Here is an 18,914-nt window from a genome sequence, read left to right as displayed (position 1 = left end):
TCTATCACTTTTAAGTTATATCATGAAAAGGATATCTGTTTTACTATTGCTGCAGGCGCTATGCGTGTTGTCGTTTGCACAGCAGCGCGCTGCCCTGCCCGGCAACAGAGATAGTATTGTAAGCGTGTTTAAAAGCTGGACGGTGCAGGAGGTGGCCCCGGGCGGGCGCATAGATGCTATACGCCAGCTGGATAAAGAGGCGGTATTGTGCGCAGGCAGGGGCGTAAACAGGGGTAAGCTTTTCATCAGTGAGGATAAAGGCATTTCCTGGCGTTTTCTGGCACAGCCGGTTACTATAGATATTACCTGTATTGCCGAAACCGGTAACAGAAACGAGTTTTATATTCTTACCGCGCTATCTGATGTATGGGGCACCCGTGATGGTGGTGTAACCTGGAAGCATTTAAAAACACTGTTACCAGCCAACAGAAACCGGCAGCGCTATGCAGCGTCTTATGCTATTATGTATACCAGACAGGGAAGCTTACTGGTTACGGATACCGATTCAGATGGGGGGCATGTATACCGCAGTACCGATAAGGGGCAACATTGGCAGGATATGGGAGCCATATCGCACAATGCCTTGTACCGGCTGGAGCAAACAGGTAATGGCATTGTAGTAAATGGCTGGCACGGTGCTGTATACAAAACTATTGACGATGGTGTTACCTGGAACAAAATGCAGCAACTAACGGATACGGCTTTGTTTGCTACAGAGTACCTGGGCATGAGTGTACTGTTGCAGGCCAGCCAGGCAGGTACGGTATACCGCAGTCCTAACCTTGGCTACGAGTGGGATTCCGTAGCGCATTTGCAGGGAGCTGCTGATGATTTTATAAGCATTGGTTATGGTGCAGCTTACTACGGTACCTATACCGATGGCAGACAGGTATACCTGACTACAGATTACGGTAAAAACTGGGTGTTGCTGGATACGCTGCCTACTGTTGCGGGCGACTGGCTGGATCATGGCATCCGTATGGAAACTGTTGATTCTGTTATTACGCTGGCGGGTACCAACAAAGGGTTTATTATCCGCAAAGCTTTTCATAAACAAAATCTTGCTTCAGCATTAGAGCGCTACAACGGCGCTGCTTCTGTAATCACCGATAAACGGGCAGTTGCTTTATCCGATAAAGAAATCATAGGTTCACTGGTTGATATACGCGCGCTGATAGAGCCTGAAGACATTGTTACCAGCCAGGGCTATGCCTATATTCCCTGCCGCGATGGCAACAACGTAGCTGTTATTGACTATAGAAATCCACGGAAGCCGGAAACGGTGTGTATACTGCGTGATAAGGATATTCTGGATGCTTTCAGCGTTGCGGTGGAAGGCAAATATCTGTATGTGTTGTCCATGACCAATGCTGTGGTAAGTGTGTATTCCATTGCCAATCCACGGCAGCCGGTAAAATTATCTGCGCTGAAAGTAGGTGGCGAGGGTAGCTATCTGCCGCATTACCGTTCAAACTATACAAGGTTGAGAAAGCTGGTAGTAAAAGAGGGTTATGCCTATGTAACGCACAGTTCTGAAAGTAAGCTGTACATACTGGATGTGCGTAAACCGGCAGCACCTGTTGTTGCCAGCAGCTTTCATACCGGTGATGGTGCCTTTGCTGCATTGGTGCATAATGAAGTGTTGTATCTGGCAGGGTATGGGCCCGGCTCTTCTGTAATAGCCGTGGATATAAAAGATAAACAGCACCCTGTTATTACCTCCCGGGTGTTTGATGCTGTAGCACTGAAAGGTACCTGTGCGTTGGCCATCCGTGGGCAGTATTTGTATGTAACTGCTTACAATGCAGAAACGGTGTGGAGCTTTGATATCAGTAAGCCTTTACTGCTTAAACCGGTAACCCGTATAAAAGATGCGGCCATGCGGGGCCCTGGCAGAATTGCTTTTTATGGCAATAAGGCTTTTGTGCTCAACTCTGTTAACCACTCCGTAGCTGTTATTGATACCGATGATAAAGGCGCTATGACCATCACCTCTTTTCTGCAACATCCTTTGTTAAAGCGGGTGTATGGCATTGCGGTAGATAAAGACCTGTTGCTGCTGGCCGGAAGGGAAGTGAGCAGTTTTGTTGTGGTGTCTATACCTGAATTGTTACAAAAGCTTGCATCGGCAGAATAATATCATAGGCAGGGGCACTTTGTATGAAAGCCCCCTGCTTATGAAGTGTATTACATAATCAGGCTTATTTGTAGTAATAATACCAGCTGCCAAAAAAAAATCTCTAACCTGGGTAATTTGTTGTTTTCTATAACGTTGTAAATAATGTTAACAGGCCGAACGGCATACGTTTGTTGTATCCGGTTGGCCACTGACTGAAAGTGTTTGTGCATGCGGGCATTGCCCTAAACAATATTTTTGATTGCTTTATAGCTGTAGTCAGAAGGTGTTGTCTGTCTGCCATATCTGCAACAAGTTACCTGCAAAGCGGTAGAATTGGTATTTTTGCCGCTTCAAACAATCAGGCAGCGTTTTGGCACACCATCAGCATAACAGAATCTCTTATTTCCCCCAACAGCTTATACAGGGCATTGCGCTGCCTCAGCGGTTTACGTTTCCTTTCTATTACGAGCCACATCCGCTTACCCGTATAGCTGCTGCTGAACTACAGCGTTACCTGGAAACACAGACAGAGCTGGATCATAATTTCGGGCTGGATGCTGATAAGGAAGGCATGGTGATAGGGAAGATGTTTGGTGTACTGGTAGTGCAGGATGCAGCGGGTAAGCTGGGATATCTGTCTGCCTTTTCGGGTAAACTGGCGGGTACCAATGAGCATGTGAAATTTGTGCCACCGGTATTTGATATGCTGGTAGAAAACAGTTTCTTTCTCAAAGAGCAGGAGGTGATTAATACCATCAATGCCCGTATTGACGCCATAGAGGCAGACGAGGGGTATCAACGTTTGCAGCAGGATATTACGCAACAAACAGCAGCTTCTTTACAGGAAATTGCCGGGTTAAAAAAGCAGCTGAAAAGTAACAAAGATAACCGCAGTAAACTGCGGGAAGAGAAAAGACAACTGCTTACCCGGCAGCAGTATGCCTTAGCAGAAGCAGAACTGATACAGCAAAGCCTGTACGATAAACGTTTACTGAGAGATCTGGAAGCCAAATGGAAACAACTGCTGTACGAATTGAATACGCAACTAAAACAGTTTGAGGCCGCTATTGAAGCCCTGAAAAACGAACGTAAAGAGCGGTCTGCCACTTTACAACAGCAGCTGTTTGAGCAATATGTATTTTTAAACAAAGCGGGCGAAAACAAAAGTTTACAGGATATATTCAGCCATACTGTTTTTGGCAAACCACCCGCTGGCGCAGGAGAATGCGCTACGCCCAAGCTGCTGCAGTTTGCGTTTGCCAACGGTTACCAGCCACTGGCTATGGCAGAATTCTGGTGGGGAGCTTCCCCCAAATCGGAGATACGGATGCACGGGCAGTTTTACCCGGCCTGTACAGGTAAATGTAAGCCTATTCTGGCTCATATGCTGGAAGGTATGGAGGTAGAGGATAACCCGTTTTTACAGGTAGCAGAAGAAGATGGGAAGCTGGATGTTATATATGAGGATGACAGTTTTGTGGTAGTGAATAAACCTTCCGGACTGCGTTCTGTGCCGGGGGTAGATATTCACGACTCGGTATATGCCCGCCTGCAACATATATGGGGTAATTGCGAACCACTGATTGTGCATCGGCTGGATATGGATACGTCAGGGTTGCTGGTAGTAGCCAAAACGCCGGAAGCCCATAAACATATTCAAAGGCAGTTTCTGCAACGAACGGTAAAAAAACGTTACCGGGCATTGCTTTCTAAAGTGCTGGATGCCTCCGAAGGGGAAATTGACCTGCCCCTGACCGCTGATTTGTTTAACCGTCCCCGTCAGCTGGTTTGTTTTGCTACCGGTAAAAAGAGTATAACCCGGTGGAGGGTGGTGGAGCGATACCAGGCCACTACCCGGGTAGATTTCTGGCCATTGACCGGAAGAACCCATCAGTTACGCATGCACTCGGCGCACGAACTGGGGCTGAATGCGCCTATAGTGGGGGATGATTTATATGGCACTGCTGCGGAAAGAATGTGCCTGCATGCAGCTTCCATTGAGTTTGTGCATCCGGTTACTAAAGCGAGCGTGTGTTTTGAAATAGAAGAGCGTTTTTAACGGACTTTTTTAAAAGCGGGTAGTTGTGCATATTTGCATCCTAAAACAACCCTTATGCCTCAAGCTTATGTAAGGAAAGCGGTATTTGCGCTTATTATTTCTTTTTCTTCACTTTTTTCCTTTTCCCAGCAATTAAAGGTGACTGTTTCCAATAAAATGGATGATAGTGCTTCTGTCAGAAATATTGTTCGGGTAGGAGATAAGATTATTTATTACAATGAAATTGGTAGCAGAGATCATTTGCATTATGGGTTTGGCTGGAATAAGGTGCGGTTGGGCATTGAGATAGTACAACGTGATACCACCGGAAAGGTGCAAAAGAAAGTATCTCTTTCCGGCGGAGACAGGGTATATGGCCCCATTTTTACCGCAATACAAAAGATTAACGGACAAGTATACTTTATTTACCATGAAACACAGGAGAAAAATACTGTGGGCAATGTTATGGCAATCCGTATTAACCCGGAAACGCTGGAGTTAGATTCGCCTAAAATTATAGCCAATATTGCTGCAACGGATTATAAACTGGAATATTCTGAATCTTTACAAAGCGGATTGCGTTTTCAGCTTATTCCTTCGCCGGACAAAAACAAATATCTGTTGGTATTGCATACAGGCGATAAATACTTTTTTACTTCTGTACTGGATGAAAACTTCAATATAAAATGGAACAAGAAGCAGGAATTTACCGAAGAAGGGCGTTATAATATTAATGACGTAACTTTTGATAATGCTGGAAATATTTACGTTGCTTATCGTGTAAGCAATGCTCAATCAGAGTCTTCCTACACAAAAGACAGAATTTCTGTTCGCCGCGCTACAGGAAAACCGCTTGATCTGATTCTGAATATACAGGACGAGGTGGCTGTTACGCATATAATGGTGAAACCATCTGAAGATAAAAATATCATTCATGTAGGCGGTTTTTATAAGAATCGGGGAATCCGCTGGAACATGTCGGGTGATTTTTATGCTGCTTTGAACACAAGCACTATGAAGCTGGGCAAGGTGCAGAAAACTCCTTTTCCCGATACGCTGGTAAAGCAGTTTGCCAATGATGGTTGGGGCAGTAAAAGGAAGAAAAGATGGGGCATCAGTGCTACACTGGTGCCTGTTTTGGTAGAAAAAGCAGATGGCAAAGTAGCCATAGTTGCTGAAATGCATAAGTCTGAAATGGGTACTAAAGGATGGTTTCATTTTTCCGGTAGTATTCTGTACGCCGGATTTGATAAAAACCAGGTGTATTTTGCACGTATTCCTAAATACAGGGTAAGTACTGTTAATCAGATTGGAGATTCTTATCATTTGTTTTCCTATAAGGACAAAATGATCCTCTTTTATAATGACCACCACATTAACATGCGCAAACCCATGCACGTTTCTCCTGCAGGCTCCAATGAATACAATGTGTCTGTTCTTGCAGCAGCTATCATAGATGAGAAGGGACAGGTGAGCAGGCAGATAGTACTTGATATGTCCAAAGAGCACTACCTGGCTCTGGTAGAAGAAATGAGCAATCTTTCGGGCAGTCGTCTCCAGGTTCCAATGCAGCAGATTGGTGGGCTAGGGGGTGTGCGTGATGGCAGAGTGTATGCTAATGTTGAAATAGCTGAGTAGCAGATGTTTGAAAATTGCATAAAAAAAGTGGCCCGGACTTATCGGGCCACTTTTTTTATGTTTACTCTTTAAAGTAAGCGCTGGCTGTACGGGTTTTGTTTACCCAGCATCCGGTGTTGGCGCGTAATACATACTCACTCAATCCTACCTCGCGGCCATTGGGTACCCAGTCGTAGGTATAACCCAGCCTTGTCCACGGATAGTGGAAATCGGTATTGCTGGTGAGGGTATGGTAATAGGCATAAATAATATAATTATTAAACCAGTTACTGTAAGCGGGCGTTACGGTGCTGAGCAGTGCGGCATTGGCAGTGGTGGTAGTAATATCCGGGTTGCCCGCAGGGCGTTGCAGGCTATCTGCCGGAATCCACATTTCTGCAATATGCGTATTGGTACGGCTGTTTACCGGTGGCAGCCCCAGCAGCTGACAAATACGCATCAGTGTGTCTGAGCTTGCGTTGAAGCTGCCCCCTATACGCATTTTCATTTGCTGCGGAATAAACAGCCAGGCTTCACCCCAGGTAGTGGTAATAGAATCACCTTCGGGGTAGCTGGAGGGAAAGCGCATAAAAGTTCCCATCAGTACATACTTTTTGCCTTTTACTTCTTTCCATTGCAGCCGGGTATTGGCGGTGGTAATGGGCCATAATGTATCTACCCGTTCTGAGCTGTCAGCAATCATAGCATCCACAATGGAGTTTTTATACAACTGGTTCAGGTCTGGCTCCGGAGGAGTAATATCGTCATTGTCTTTTTTACAGCCCACCAGCAGTATTCCGGTTAACAAAGCAGTCATCACCACCAGGCGGTGGCAGGTTAGTTTTTTCATTTTCTTTTTTAGTTAGTGTTATTAATTAATGCAGCCTATAACGTATAAGTGTTTCGCAGGTTTGTATTCATTATAAATGGTTTTGGGTGTTGTTCATTTTATTCATTGTGTAAGTTACGTTGTTCAGAGTACGCTGGCTAATGCTTTTATACCCGTTTCCAGTTGTTCCGGGGTTAGTGCGCCGTAGCTTAAACGGATGCCGTTAACGCTATTGTTCAGGCTGTAATTATCGGGTGTAATAATGTGTATGCCGTTTGCAGTAAGCACGCTGGCGGCTTTTTTCCAGTTTGTTTTCCGCAGAGGCTGTAGCCAGAAGGCCAGCCCCCCTTCGGGCAGGGTATAGTTTACTTTGTCTGATAAATGTTGTTGTAAAATATCAGCCGTAAGGTCGCGTTTGGTTTTATAATGCAGGGTGGCTTTTTTCAGATGCCTTTTAATAGTGCCATCGTTAATCAGTTCCAGCACGGCCTGCTCCATAAAGGTGTCACTCTGTACATCTATAATTTTTCTCAGCGTGCCTATCTGTTCAATGGTGGCGGCGCTGTTAGTGGCCAGGTAGCCAATACGTAAGGCAGGCGCCACCACTTTGCTCATGGTGCCTATGTATACATAATGCTTCAGTTGCGGAAAGCTGGCCAGTGGCAACACGGGGCGGTAACCGAAATGAAATTCATTGTCGTAGTCGTCTTCAATAATGGTAAACCCGTATTGGTTAGATAGCTGAATCAGCTGCATCCGGCGCGGCAGGCTTAGTGTAACCGTAGTAGGGTATTGCCGGTGCGGTGTGGTATATAGGGCAGAAATTTTTTTGCCCGATAGTAAATGTGCCAGCACGTCTTCTATTACCAGCCCTTCGTTATCTACCCGTACCGGCAGTAGTTTCAGCCCTGCATGTTCCAGTGCTTTCCAGGCAGGCTTGTAGCCGGGGTGTTCAATTATTACGCTGCTGTTGGCTGGTAAGCATTGTGCGGTAAGGTACATAGCCATCTGGCTGCCGCGTGTAATGCACAAATGCTGCTCCTGCAGCTGCATGCCGCGCTGGTGGTTCAGCATTTGTGCTATAGCACGGCGAAAAGCGGCATCACCCAGCTCATGCCCGTAACCCATCATCTGCCACCGGGCTTTGCGGTTAAAGATATGCCGGTAGGCCCGCGCCAGTTCTGTAGCAGGTGCTATTCTGCTGTCGGGGTGGCCATCATCAAACCGTATCTGCGGCAGTGGGGGCAAAGCAGGTTGTTCTGTTGGTGTGGGTTGGCTGCCGCGCCTGCCTGCCAGTGCAGGAAGCTGGTCTGCCACAAACGTGCCCTTTCGTTCCCGGGCTACCAGCCAGCCTTCGTTCAGTAATACGTTCAGCGCTTCTACAAGTGTATTGCGGTTTACCTGAAACAGCCTGGCCATTACCCGGCCTCCGGGCAGTGGGTTGCCGCTCTTTAGTCTGCCGGATTTGATGTCTGCAATAATCTTATCCGCAATCTGAAGGTACACGGGCTTGCCGGGTTCGTACTCCGGCGCTATTTCCAGTTGCCATGGTCTCAACATCTGGACTACCTGTTTTTGTAAAAACTGTATGAGTTGACTGGTCCAAATGTAAAATAGTTTTGTGGTGTAATAAATTATTTCACTACTAAATAACGATGATATGGAAAAGGCTAAATTCTACCATCGGGTTGCCCTGTATGTGTAAGCGCGGAACAGGATATTCTGAACCTGATACCTGCCGGTGAGGTAGAGGTAGTACATCTGGGAAGTGATAGAACGCAGATACCTGCTGCGGAAAAAGCGGGCGTAGTGTCTGTACCTGCGCTGGTACTTACCAATGGCAACGTGCTGCATATCAATTTTGGCGCAGCGCTCAAAGATGTGTAGCGGGAATAAAGCGGGCCCGCGGAGTAACATCCCTGGCTTTGCTTTTAACATTTAAGGCGGTAGTATTGCCGAAAAAAAGGGAGCGACAGATGAATTTGTACGATCTGATTATACCGGAAAAGGAAGCGGTGCAGTTGCCGGATGTGTTTTTGAAAGATGCAGACAGGCAACGCATATTGCAGCTGATAAAGGAGCATTCCTATATTGCCCGGTTACAGGAATATGGTTTGCCGGTGAACAATAAGGTGCTGCTGCATGGCCAGAGTGGCTGCGGTAAAACCACCACCGCCAAAGCCATTGCTGCTGCTCTGGGTAAAAATATTATTACCGTAAACCTGAGTAACGTCATCTGTTCGCGTATTGGTGAAACGGCACAGAACATCAAAATGTTGTTTGATAAGGCTGCCCGTGAGCGGGCTGTACTTTTTCTGGATGAGTTTGATCATCTGGCCAAAGAAAGAAGCGGGGATGATAAAGATGTGGGTGAAATGCGCAGGCTGGTAAATACGTTGATTCAGCTGGTTGACCATTATCCCGAGCATGCCTTGCTGTTATGCGCTACCAACCACCTATCGCTGATTGATACTGCTTTACTACGCCGCTTTCAGGTAAGAATTAATTATGAAACGCCCACACCGGAGCTGCTGAATGCTTATTACGATAAGCTGCTGGCACGTTTTCCGCAACCTATGCAGCAACTGAATCGCATGTACAACGTATCATTTGCAGAGGCCCGCGATTATGCGTTTACCCATGTAAAGTCGCTGCTGCTGGCAGAGTGGGAGGAGAAAGCAAAACTTCAGTAGTTATGGATACAGCTATAGCAGATAACATCAATGTTATACAGAACAGGATACATGCAGCCTGCCTGAAAGCCGGCCGCAACCCGGAAGCCGTTAAGTTGCTGCTGGCTACCAAAACGGTAGAGGCAGAAAGAATAAAACTGGCACTGCAGCAGGGTTATACGCTGATAGCAGAAAATAAGATACAGGAAGTAAAAGAAAAATACGATGCGTTGCAGGAGGTGCCGCATGAAAGTCATTTTATAGGCCACCTGCAAACCAATAAAATTAAAGAGCTGCTGCGGTATAATATTACCTGTATACAATCGCTGGACCGCTGGGAGCTGGCAGAGAAGCTGCACCAGCGCCTGTTTTTTGAGCACAAAACCATAGATGCTTTTATACAGGTAAATACCTCGCAGGAAGATAGTAAGTTTGGTATAGCGCCGGAGCAGGCTATTGAGCTGGTAAAGCGTGTGGCAGCGCTGGATACTATACGCATTAAAGGTTTAATGACGATTGGTTTATTCAGTGCAGAGGCGGAAAAGGTGCGCGCCTGTTTTCGTATATTAAAGCAGCTACAGCAGCAAATTGCGGCGTTGCATATTCCGGGTGTGCAGATGAATGAGTTGTCTATGGGCATGAGCGGAGACCTGGAAGTGGCTATAGAAGAAGGTGCCACCATTGTGCGGGTAGGTACGGCTGTGTTTGGAAAGCGGCCTTACCCGGATAGTTATTACTGGAACGAAAAACAACATTGATATGCGGGTACACTATTTACAGCATGTGTCTTTTGAAGGGTTGGGTTATATAGAAACCTGGCTTACTGCGCATGGGCATACCTTATCTGCCACGCGTTTTTATGAGGAAGGGTATGTATTGCCAGCTTTGGATCAGATAGATGCTCTGGTAATTATGGGTGGCCCCATGGGCGTGTATGACGAAGAGGTGTACCCCTGGTTGCTTGCGGAAAAGCTTTTTATACAGGCCTGTATTCGCGCTGATATTAAGCTGCTGGGTATTTGTTTAGGCGCGCAGCTGATTGCTGCGGCAATGGGTGCCCGTGTGGTACAGGCACAGCATAAAGAAATAGGATGGTTTCCACTGCAACCTACGGATGCCTGTAAAGATATACCGTGGTTGTACAGTCTGTTTATAGAACAGCCGGTAGTGTTTCACTGGCACGGCGACCGTTTTGAAATACCGGCAGGTGCAAAACTGCTGCTTAATTCCGTGGCCAATACCAATCAGGCTTTTATATATAATAAGCAGGTAATAGGTCTGCAATGTCATTTAGAGGCTACAACAGAAACGGTAGCGTTAATGCTGGAGCATGGTGCAGCAGAGCTGCAACCGTTGCCGTATGTACAAAGTGCAGAGGATATAAAAAAAGGCATACCGTATATAAGCAACGCCCAGGTAATTATGGCGCAGATTTTAACGCACTGGCTCAACTGATCAAAGCTCATCAACTGTTTACGGCGTATTTCGTCTGCTTTAAAAGATAGAATAAACAGGCCCGGCCCTACGCCCGGGGTAGAGGCCTAAACAACCCGGCTGCTTTTGCTGCTGGGCTAATAGTAGCTGCTAACGTGTTCATATCCTCATCATTCACCCTGCAAAGTTCTGTGGGCAACGGCTAATTGGCTAAACCGTTTTTTTCAATAGTTGTGATAGATAATACCGATAAAAGAGTGGCGTGACATATGCTTTTGTTAACCGTCTTTTAAAGGGCAGATTTTTTTGCCAATCCGAAAAAGCTTCTATATTTGTAGTATAGAATAGTATAGAACTATTTTAGTGGTATAGCAAAGAAATAGCATTCAGAATATAACGGTTGTTGCCATCTTCTCCCCGGAGGGGTGCTGACAGTCTATTACCCAATTATCCATAACCATAACCAGGATTGCTTCAATTATGAAAAGTAAATCTAGCTGCTATCGCCGGTCCGGCCCATTTGCGGGCGGTCTTCCGCTGATTCTGTTTTGTGCTTTCGGGTTACTGATGTTGTTTACATCGGTACGGTCGTTTGCGCAACAGGGGCGTGTAATTACTATTACAGGTATTGTTACCGATTCGGCAGGCAAAACACTGGAAGGTGCCAGTGTGGTAGCCAACTCCAAACAATCTTCTGCTACCAGTACAGACCGCAATGGTCGTTTTGTGCTTGAGGTGCCTGTAGGTGCTGAGGTAGCTGTGGCTTTTGTAGGCTTTTTAGAACATCGTTTTATTGTAAATGCCAGCGACCGTGAGTTTAAAATTTTACTGAAGCCCGTTATAGTGGGGGGCGATGAGGTGGTGGTAACGGCTTTTGGCCGCAGGCAGCGCAAAGAAGCGGTAGTTGGTTCTGTATCTACTATTAACCCCGGTGCATTAAAAATTCCTGCCAGTAACCTTACCAATGCTATGGCGGGTCAGGTGGCAGGTATGATTGCTTTTCAGCGTGCCGGCCAGCCGGGGGCTGATAACTCACAGTTTTTTATCCGCGGTGTAACCACATTGGGTTATAGTGCCAGTCCACTGATTCTGATTGATAATATTGAATTAACTGCCAGCGATCTGGCCAGGCTTCAGGTAGATGACATTGCCAGCTTTTCTATTTTAAAAGATGCCAGTGCTGCCGCGTTGTATGGTGCCAGAGGTGCCAACGGTGTAATTCTGGTAACTACCAAAGAAGGTAAAGCGGGTAAGGCTAAAATAAGTGTTCGTCTGGAGCAGGCTATTTCCAAACCCACCCAGAATATTCAACTGGCCGATCCTATTACTTATATGAAGGCGTATAACGAAGCCATTACCACGCGCGACCCGCTGGCTACGCCGTTTTTTACCCCCAACCAGATATTGAATACACAGGCTACCTGGAACAATGCACCAGGTAGCAATCCGTATGTATTTCCGGCGGTAGACTGGATGGATATGCTGTTTAAAAAGCAAACGTCTACCCGCCGCGCCAACTTCAACGTATCGGGTGGTAATGATATTACCAAATACTATATGGCCGGTTCTTATAACCGCGATAATGGTATACTGCAGGTAAACCCGGTAAACAACTTTAACTCAGGAATGAAGTTTGAAAACTACCAGCTTCGTTCTAACGTAAACGTAAAAATTACCAAAACCACTGAGGCGGTAGTACGTCTGTGGGGTAATTTTAACGAATACACCGGACCTATTACCGGTGATGCTTCCGGCCTGGCTACCGATTTATATTCAAAGGCGCTGCATACCAGCCCGGTGGCTTTTCCGGCTTACTACCTGCCCGATAGCGCCAACCGTACCACCAGACATATTTTGTTTGGCAACGCGGTAAACACTACTTCGGGTGGTTTGCTCAGTAACCCTTATGCCGATCTGATGTATGGTTACAAATCTTTCTCAGAGTCCAGAATGAGTGCGCAGTTTGAACTGAATCAGGGCCTGAACTTTGTTACCCGTGGCCTTTCTTTCCGTGGTATTTTCAGCACCAACCGTTATTCTTTTTTTGATGTAAGCCGTAACTATAAGCCTTTCTATTATAGTGTTCAGAATTATGATCCTGCAACCAATTACTACACCCTGCGTTGGCTGAACAATCAGCCGGGTGCAGCACAGGAATACCTGGGCTATACAGAGGGTAAGAAAGATGTATACACTTATATATACATGCAGGGTACGCTGGATTATAACCGCGCTTTTGGCGATCATAATGTTAGCGGTGCTTTGATTACTACCCGCCAGCAAACTCAATATGGCAACGCCGGCTCATTGCTGGGGTCTTTGCCTTACCGTAACCTTAATATTGCTGGTCGCGCCAGCTACTCGTACAATAGCAGGTACTTTCTGGAATTCAACTTTGGCTACAATGGTTCTGAGCGTTTTGCTGCCAATAACCGTTTCGGCTTTTTCCCTACCGTGGGTGCAGGTTGGGTAATTTCTAATGAAAACTTCTGGAAGGGTGGCATCTCCGATGTTATTACGCGTTTAAAACTGCGTGGTAGCTATGGTCTTGTAGGTAATGATAATATTGGCAGCCAGCGTTTCTTTTACCTGTCTAACGTAACGCCAAATGGTGGGGCGGGGGCATGGTTTGGTACCAATAACAGTACTTATCTGCAGGGCACTACTATACAGGCTTATCCTAATCCGGGAGTAACCTGGGAGTCTTCCCGCAAAAGCAACCTTGCTGCTGAAATTACCCTGTTCAAAAACATGAACATTACGGCAGAGGTATACCGCGAGTATCGTTATAACATTCTTATCAAGCGTGGGTACATTCCGGTATCAGCAGGTATTCAAAGTGGGGCGCAGGATAATCTGCAGGCTAACCTGGGTACTGCTTACTCTAAAGGGTTTGATTTACATATCGACTACAAGCAGGTGTTTTCTAAAAACCTGCAGGCTTCTGTAATGGCCAACCTTACTGTTACCAGCAATAAAACCGGTTATATTGAAGAGCCGGAGTACAAGTATAATTACCGTTTTCAGCGGGGCCAGCCTATTGGCCAGCAGTACGGCTTAATAGCAGAGCGTTTGTTTGTGGATGATAAAGAAGCCGCTAACTCGCCTACCCAGTTGTTTGGTGGTACTACACTGCCTATGGGTGGCGATATCAAGTATCGCGATGTAAACCGCGATGGCATCATTAATTCTGACGATCAGGTGCCACTGGGGCTGCCGCCTACACCGCAGGTTATTTATGGTTTCGGTTTTTCAGTAGTGTATAAGCAGTTTGATGTGAACGCATTTTTCCAGGGCCTTGCCAGAGAGTCTTTCTTTATCGATCCTTCTGCTACCGCCCCTTTTGTAAACAATGCACAACTGCTGGCTGCGTATGCAAATAACCATTGGAGTGAAGAAAATCAGAATCTGTATGCACTGTGGCCACGCTACTCTGCGCAGGCGGTAAGCAACAATACACAAAAGAGCAGCTGGTGGTTACGTGATGGAAGCTTTATGCGCTTAAAATCGGTAGAAGGTGGTTATACGCTGCCTAAAAAATGGGCTAAAAGCCTTTTTGTAGAAAGTGCGCGTATTTACTTCAGCGGTCTTAACCTGCTTACTTTCAGCAAATTCAAGTTATGGGACCCTGAGCAGTCCGGTAACGGCTTTGCTTATCCTATTCAAAAGGTGTTTAACCTGGGCGTAAACCTCAATTTCTAGCTTGTTGTAAAAAGAAGGAACATGAAATCTCTTTTCAAAATATTACCGGTAGCGCTTGCATTGCAGCTTGCTACCTCCTGTAAAAAGTATCTGGATGTAACACCCGATAATGTGGCAACGTTAGAGAGTGCTTTTTCCAATGCCAACGAGGCACAGGCTTATCTGTTTGGCTGTTACAGCTCTATGCAGTCGCTGGCCGATGTAAGGCGCAACCCCGGTTTTACTACTTCTGCAGAAGTGGTATTTCCCATTAATCTGCAGGATAATACTGTACTGGGTGGCGATGGCGGTACCGGCGGCTTTAATGTAATACGCGGTTTACAGAATGCAGAGAATCCGCTGCTGAACTACTGGGATGGTTATAACATGGGTTTAAACCTGTGGCAGGCTATACGCCAGTGTAATACGTTTCTGGAAAACATACACCTGCCTCAGGATTTGTCGGCTTTTCAGCGTACCCGCTGGGTGTCGGAAGCTAAGTTTTTAAAGGCCTATTATCATTACTGGCTTATCCGTATGTATGGCGCTATTCCTATTGCAGATGTGGCTATTCCGGTAAATGCACCCAGTGAAGAAGTGCGGGTAAAACAGCAAACACTGGACAGCTGTTTCAGCTACGTAGTACATCAGCTGGATGAAGCTATGCCAGGCCTGCCCGTAGCTATACAAAACCAGGCAGCGGAAGCAGGCAGAATAACTTCTGCTATTGCCAAAGCGGTAAAGGCAGAGGTGCTGGCTACACAGGCCAGCCCGTTGTTTAATGGTAACCCCGATTATGCTCAGGTAAAAGATAAAGATGGCCGGAACCTGTATCCTACAGCGGCTGATCCTGCCAAATGGCAGCGTGCAGCGTTGGCCTGCAAAGAGGCTATTGATGCGGCTACTTCTACAGGTGCTGCTTTATATACTTTCCGCACCAACGGCAACATTGTTCATATGAGCGACAGTACCCGCCAGCTGCTTACTTTACAAGGTGCTTTTGTTGATAGCTGGAACCCTGAGCAGGTATGGACGCTGAACCCCACTTTTGGATGGAGTTATATGGCTACCCCACGTGTAAGTGCAGATGCTGCATCAGATGCCTTTGCGGTATATTCTAACTTTTCTGTACCACTGGCAGAAACAGAGATTTTTTACACTAATAACGGTGTACCTATTAATGAAGATAAAACATGGGATTACACCAACCGTTATAAGTTGCAAAACGGAGATGCACAGCACCGTTACTTTATCAGGCAAAACTATACCAGTGCCAAAGGCAACTTTCTGCGCGAGAACAGGTATTACTCCAGTGTAGCTTTCGATGGTAGTTTGTGGTTTGGTTCGGGTAATACCAATGATAACAATGCGTATTATGTAAATGCAGTAAATGGCTATGCCTCTTATGTGCCGCAGCGTTACAACGTAACCGGCTACTGGGCTAAAAAGCTGGTGCACTATCTTTCTGCTGCCGGCCAGAATACCGTTTGGCAATCTTACGCATGGCCTTTTATGCGTTTGCCGGCTTTATGGTTGCTGTATGCTGAGTGCTTAAACGAAGTAAACGGACCGGGTACAGAAGTGTACCAATGGATAGATCAGGTGAGAAGCCGCGCTGGCCTGCCGGGTGTGGTTGAATCGTGGACGAAGTACAGCCGCAATGCCGGAAAACATGCTTCTAAAGATGGGTTGCGCCAGATTATTCACCAGGAGCGCCGTATTGAGCTGGCTTTTGAAGGGCAGGCCGGATGGGACTTACGCCGCTGGAAAGAACTGCAGAATGTGCTTGCCGGTCCTGTTCAGGGCTGGAACTACCGCCAGAAAACCATAGCAGGGTTTTACCAGGTGCTGAACGTGTATCAGCCGGTGTTTAATGTGCGTGATTATTTATTCCCTATTCAGAATTACGATTTACTCACCAACCCCAATCTGGTACAAACGCCTTACTGGCAATAGTGCCCGCAGGCAACTTACCCATTCTTAAATAATACGATATGAGCTTTCTATATAAAAGATGCAGAACATGGGCAATAGCCGGTATATGGCTGGCAGCCCAGGCCGCCTGTAAAAAGTCGGATGGTTACAACGATGTTGTATCAGGCGATATGACCAAACCGGGCGTAGTTACCAATGTAAAGGTGAATAACTTCAATGGTGGCGCTTATATTACCTATACCTTGCCTGCCAGCAAAAATCTGTTGTATGTACAGGCTGAGTATAAGATTAACGATCAAACCAGCAGGCAGGTAAAATCTTCTTACTATTCCGATAGCCTTACCGTAAGCGGCTTTGCCAAAAGTCAGGATTACAAAGTGGTTCTATACGCGGTATCCCGTGCACAGGTAAAGTCTGATCCGGTAGAAGTAACGGTACATCCCGAAACGCCGCCTTATCTGCTGGCGCGCCCCACCGTGGTACTTACCAGAGATTTTGGTGGTGTAAACATACAGGTTACCAATACTGCCAAAGCCAACCTGGGTATTATTACGGTTACGCCCGATGCGGTAACAAAGAAGCTGGAGATTGTGAACCAGAACTATACCAACCAGGAAAATGTAAGCTACAGTGTCAGAGGGTACGATACCCTGATGAGGCGTTTTGGTGTATATATTACCGATCAATGGGGTAATATATCTGATACCGTGTTTGCAGATCTGATTCCTATTTATGAAACACAGATGGATAAATCGCGTTTTCAGGAAATGCGTTTTCCTACCGATGTAGGTACCGATTTTGATTGGTTTATCCGTTACCTGTGGGATAACAAAACCACTGCTCCGGGCTTTCACTCCACTTTTCCTACCAGCGAGCCTTTGCCAAAGTGGATCACGTTTGATATGGGGCAGAGCGCCAAACTAAGCCGTTATACAGCCAATTTCAGAGGCATTGATGGTAGCAATAACTTTTTATGGTCGTCTGGCGCGCCGCAAACATGGGTGTTATGGGGGCGCAATACGGCTGCTGCGGATGAAGCGTTACCTACCGATTCTATGGCTTTACCGGCGGTAGGGCAGGCTACACCGGGCGGGTGGATAAATATGGGTAAGTTTCATTTACCTGCACAGCCATCCGGGCTTATAGCACCGCAGTATACCAATGCCGATCTGGCGTATTGGAATGCAGGCTTCCCGTTCAATTTTAATCTGGATTTGCCTAAGGTGCGTTACATGCGGTTTCAGTGTTTTACCAATGCCGGAGGCAGTAATGATTTTTTCAACATAATGGAGCTCAGCTTCTGGGGCGATCCCCGTTAAGCAAACAGGCTTTCACCTACTAAACGCAAACGATGAAACGTATAATATCCCGCTTCGCCATTACTGCGGTGGCAGCTGTTACGCTGGCAGGTACTGCCTGTAATAAAAAGGCTACAGATTACCGCGATTTTCTGAATAATGAAGAGCTTACCTATCCTGGTGCTGTTACCGGGGTTACAGTATATCCCGGAGATGGCAGGTTGATGCTTGCCTGGAGCCCGGGGCCAGACCAAACGGTTACCCGTTATGTGGTATACTGGAATAGTTTTATGGATTCGGTGGTGTTAAGCGCCGCTTCGCACAATCCGGTAGATACGGTTAAAACCATTATCAGCAATCTGTCTGAATATACCTATTCCTTTTACATCAATTCTTATAATGCGGCAGGTGATAAATCTATTACCACTACCGTAAACAATGCCCGTGTGTACGGCGCGCAATATAAAACTGCACTGTATAACAGGTTGCCGGATGCTTCTAATCCTTATGTGTTAAACAGCGACAATTCAGTTACGCTTAATTTTCTGGCACCAGATACTATTAACATTAATACGGTTATCCGTTATACCAATGCTGCCGGCGTGGCGTCAACCCTTAACCTCGCGCCTGGCAGTACAACTACTAAGTTACCCAGCTATCAGTTTGGTACACCAGTATTGTATCAGTCTTCTTATGTTCCCGATCGCAAGGCTATTGATACCTTCCTTACTGCGGCGGCAGATACCTTTCCTACTATTTACCGTCTGGTGCAGTGTGATAAAGGGCTTTTCCGCGAGTCGAAGCTGAGTGGGGATGCAGGTGTTTACGAGTCGCAGACTTCGGTAAGCAGACTGTGGGATGGTAGTAACGGACCACAGGGCTACCCGAATATTTACCACAGTGATGGTGGGCAGAAGCTGCCTATTGCCCTCAGCTTTGATATGGGGAAGGTATATGACCGTTTGGCTGTTGTGGAGGAGGTTGGACGGGATTGCTGTCACAATCCGGATGATTTTGAAATATGGGGTATTGCAGATACCACAGGGGCTATTACACCCTTATCTACCCAGGATAATGGATGGAAAAATGACATGCAGGCTAAAGGATGGACGCTGTTAACAGAAGCTTTCCGTAGTGATGACGGGAAAGCGGCTGCACGTTTTGAGTTTATTGCCGATCCTCCGCCTGTAAGGTTTATAAGAATCCGCATCAAACATGTGTACAGTGGTTCTGATAACTCTGCTAACATGAGTGAACTTACCTTCTGGAGTAAAGAATTATAGTGATGATT

Annotated in this window: 12 protein-coding genes; 10 read left to right on the top strand and 2 right to left on the bottom strand. The window is 46.4% G+C overall.

Annotated elements, in window-relative coordinates; all coding sequences use genetic code 11:
• The first annotated feature begins 22 nt into the window (after window positions 1-22).
• The 3 genes from IEY13_RS24725 to IEY13_RS24715 all read left to right on the top strand — a co-directional run bounded on the left by IEY13_RS24725 (window position 23) and on the right by IEY13_RS24715 (window position 5,795).
• Window positions 23-2,137 carry a hypothetical protein gene (locus tag IEY13_RS24725; RefSeq protein WP_188957422.1) on the top strand — a complete coding sequence of 705 codons (2,115 nt, stop codon included), beginning with the start codon at window positions 23-25 and terminating at the stop codon, window positions 2,135-2,137.
• Window positions 2,138-2,489: 352 nt separating this feature from the next.
• On the top strand, window positions 2,490-4,178 hold the full coding sequence (locus tag IEY13_RS24720; protein WP_188957420.1) for an RluA family pseudouridine synthase: 1,689 nt from the start codon (window positions 2,490-2,492) through the stop codon (window positions 4,176-4,178).
• A gap of 54 nt (window positions 4,179-4,232) precedes the next feature.
• Window positions 4,233-5,795: a hypothetical protein gene (locus IEY13_RS24715; protein WP_188957418.1), complete on the top strand. Its 1,563-nt coding sequence runs from the start codon at window positions 4,233-4,235 to the stop codon at window positions 5,793-5,795.
• 61 nt (window positions 5,796-5,856) lie between these two features.
• Here IEY13_RS24715 and IEY13_RS24710 read toward each other — a convergent pair whose 3' ends face one another.
• Window positions 5,857-6,624, bottom strand: coding sequence for a hypothetical protein (locus IEY13_RS24710; protein WP_188957416.1), 768 nt, complete (start codon window positions 6,622-6,624; stop codon window positions 5,857-5,859).
• A gap of 123 nt (window positions 6,625-6,747) precedes the next feature.
• Window positions 6,748-8,163 (bottom strand): MocR-like pyridoxine biosynthesis transcription factor PdxR, encoded by a 1,416-nt coding sequence (gene pdxR, locus IEY13_RS24705; protein ID WP_188957415.1) that lies wholly within the window; start codon window positions 8,161-8,163, stop codon window positions 6,748-6,750.
• Window positions 8,164-8,579: 416 nt separating this feature from the next.
• Here pdxR and IEY13_RS24700 point away from each other — a divergent pair, with 416 nt between their 5' ends.
• The 7 genes from IEY13_RS24700 (at window position 8,580) to IEY13_RS24670 (ending at window position 18,906) form a co-directional block, all read left to right on the top strand.
• The gene (locus IEY13_RS24700; protein ID WP_188957413.1) at window positions 8,580-9,296 is read left to right on the top strand and encodes an AAA family ATPase; all 717 of its coding nucleotides are present in this window, start codon (window positions 8,580-8,582) and stop codon (window positions 9,294-9,296) included.
• A gap of 2 nt (window positions 9,297-9,298) precedes the next feature.
• The gene (locus IEY13_RS24695; RefSeq protein ID WP_188957411.1) at window positions 9,299-10,033 is read left to right on the top strand and encodes a YggS family pyridoxal phosphate-dependent enzyme; all 735 of its coding nucleotides are present in this window, start codon (window positions 9,299-9,301) and stop codon (window positions 10,031-10,033) included.
• A gap of 1 nt (window position 10,034) precedes the next feature.
• Window positions 10,035-10,730, top strand: a complete 696-nt coding sequence (locus IEY13_RS24690) for a type 1 glutamine amidotransferase (RefSeq protein WP_188957409.1) — start codon at window positions 10,035-10,037, stop codon at window positions 10,728-10,730.
• 459 nt (window positions 10,731-11,189) lie between these two features.
• A complete protein-coding gene (locus tag IEY13_RS24685) occupies window positions 11,190-14,411 on the top strand; it encodes a SusC/RagA family TonB-linked outer membrane protein (protein ID WP_188957407.1) in 3,222 nt (1,073 codons plus the stop codon).
• Between the two features lie 21 nt (window positions 14,412-14,432).
• On the top strand, window positions 14,433-16,346 hold the full coding sequence (locus IEY13_RS24680) for a RagB/SusD family nutrient uptake outer membrane protein (protein WP_188957405.1): 1,914 nt from the start codon (window positions 14,433-14,435) through the stop codon (window positions 16,344-16,346).
• A gap of 38 nt (window positions 16,347-16,384) precedes the next feature.
• Window positions 16,385-17,644, top strand: coding sequence for a DUF4959 domain-containing protein (locus IEY13_RS24675; protein ID WP_188957403.1), 1,260 nt, complete (start codon window positions 16,385-16,387; stop codon window positions 17,642-17,644).
• A gap of 32 nt (window positions 17,645-17,676) precedes the next feature.
• The gene (locus IEY13_RS24670; RefSeq protein WP_188957401.1) at window positions 17,677-18,906 is read left to right on the top strand and encodes a DUF4998 domain-containing protein; all 1,230 of its coding nucleotides are present in this window, start codon (window positions 17,677-17,679) and stop codon (window positions 18,904-18,906) included.
• The last annotated feature ends 8 nt before the right edge of the window (window positions 18,907-18,914 follow it).

This window comes from Filimonas zeae, assembly GCF_014641615.1.
In the GTDB taxonomy this organism is placed as follows: domain Bacteria; phylum Bacteroidota; class Bacteroidia; order Chitinophagales; family Chitinophagaceae; genus Filimonas; species Filimonas zeae.
This window is presented reverse-complemented; position numbering and strand designations above follow the sequence as displayed.

Bases quoted from the DNA above. Each gene is read 5' to 3' on its own strand.
- IEY13_RS24725 (WP_188957422.1), top strand. From the start codon at position 23: ATGAAAAGGATATCTGTTTTACTATTGCTGCAGGCGCTATGCGTGTTG.
- IEY13_RS24715 (WP_188957418.1), top strand. From the start codon at position 4,233: ATGCCTCAAGCTTATGTAAGGAAAGCGGTATTTGCGCTTATTATTTCT.
- IEY13_RS24710 (WP_188957416.1), bottom strand. From the start codon at position 6,624: ATGAAAAAACTAACCTGCCACCGCCTGGTGGTGATGACTGCTTTGTTA.
- pdxR (WP_188957415.1), bottom strand. From the start codon at position 8,163: ATGTTGAGACCATGGCAACTGGAAATAGCGCCGGAGTACGAACCCGGC.
- IEY13_RS24700 (WP_188957413.1), top strand. From the start codon at position 8,580: ATGAATTTGTACGATCTGATTATACCGGAAAAGGAAGCGGTGCAGTTG.
- IEY13_RS24695 (WP_188957411.1), top strand. From the start codon at position 9,299: ATGGATACAGCTATAGCAGATAACATCAATGTTATACAGAACAGGATA.
- IEY13_RS24690 (WP_188957409.1), top strand. From the start codon at position 10,035: ATGCGGGTACACTATTTACAGCATGTGTCTTTTGAAGGGTTGGGTTAT.
- IEY13_RS24685 (WP_188957407.1), top strand. From the start codon at position 11,190: ATGAAAAGTAAATCTAGCTGCTATCGCCGGTCCGGCCCATTTGCGGGC.
- IEY13_RS24680 (WP_188957405.1), top strand. From the start codon at position 14,433: ATGAAATCTCTTTTCAAAATATTACCGGTAGCGCTTGCATTGCAGCTT.
- IEY13_RS24675 (WP_188957403.1), top strand. From the start codon at position 16,385: ATGAGCTTTCTATATAAAAGATGCAGAACATGGGCAATAGCCGGTATA.
- IEY13_RS24670 (WP_188957401.1), top strand. From the start codon at position 17,677: ATGAAACGTATAATATCCCGCTTCGCCATTACTGCGGTGGCAGCTGTT.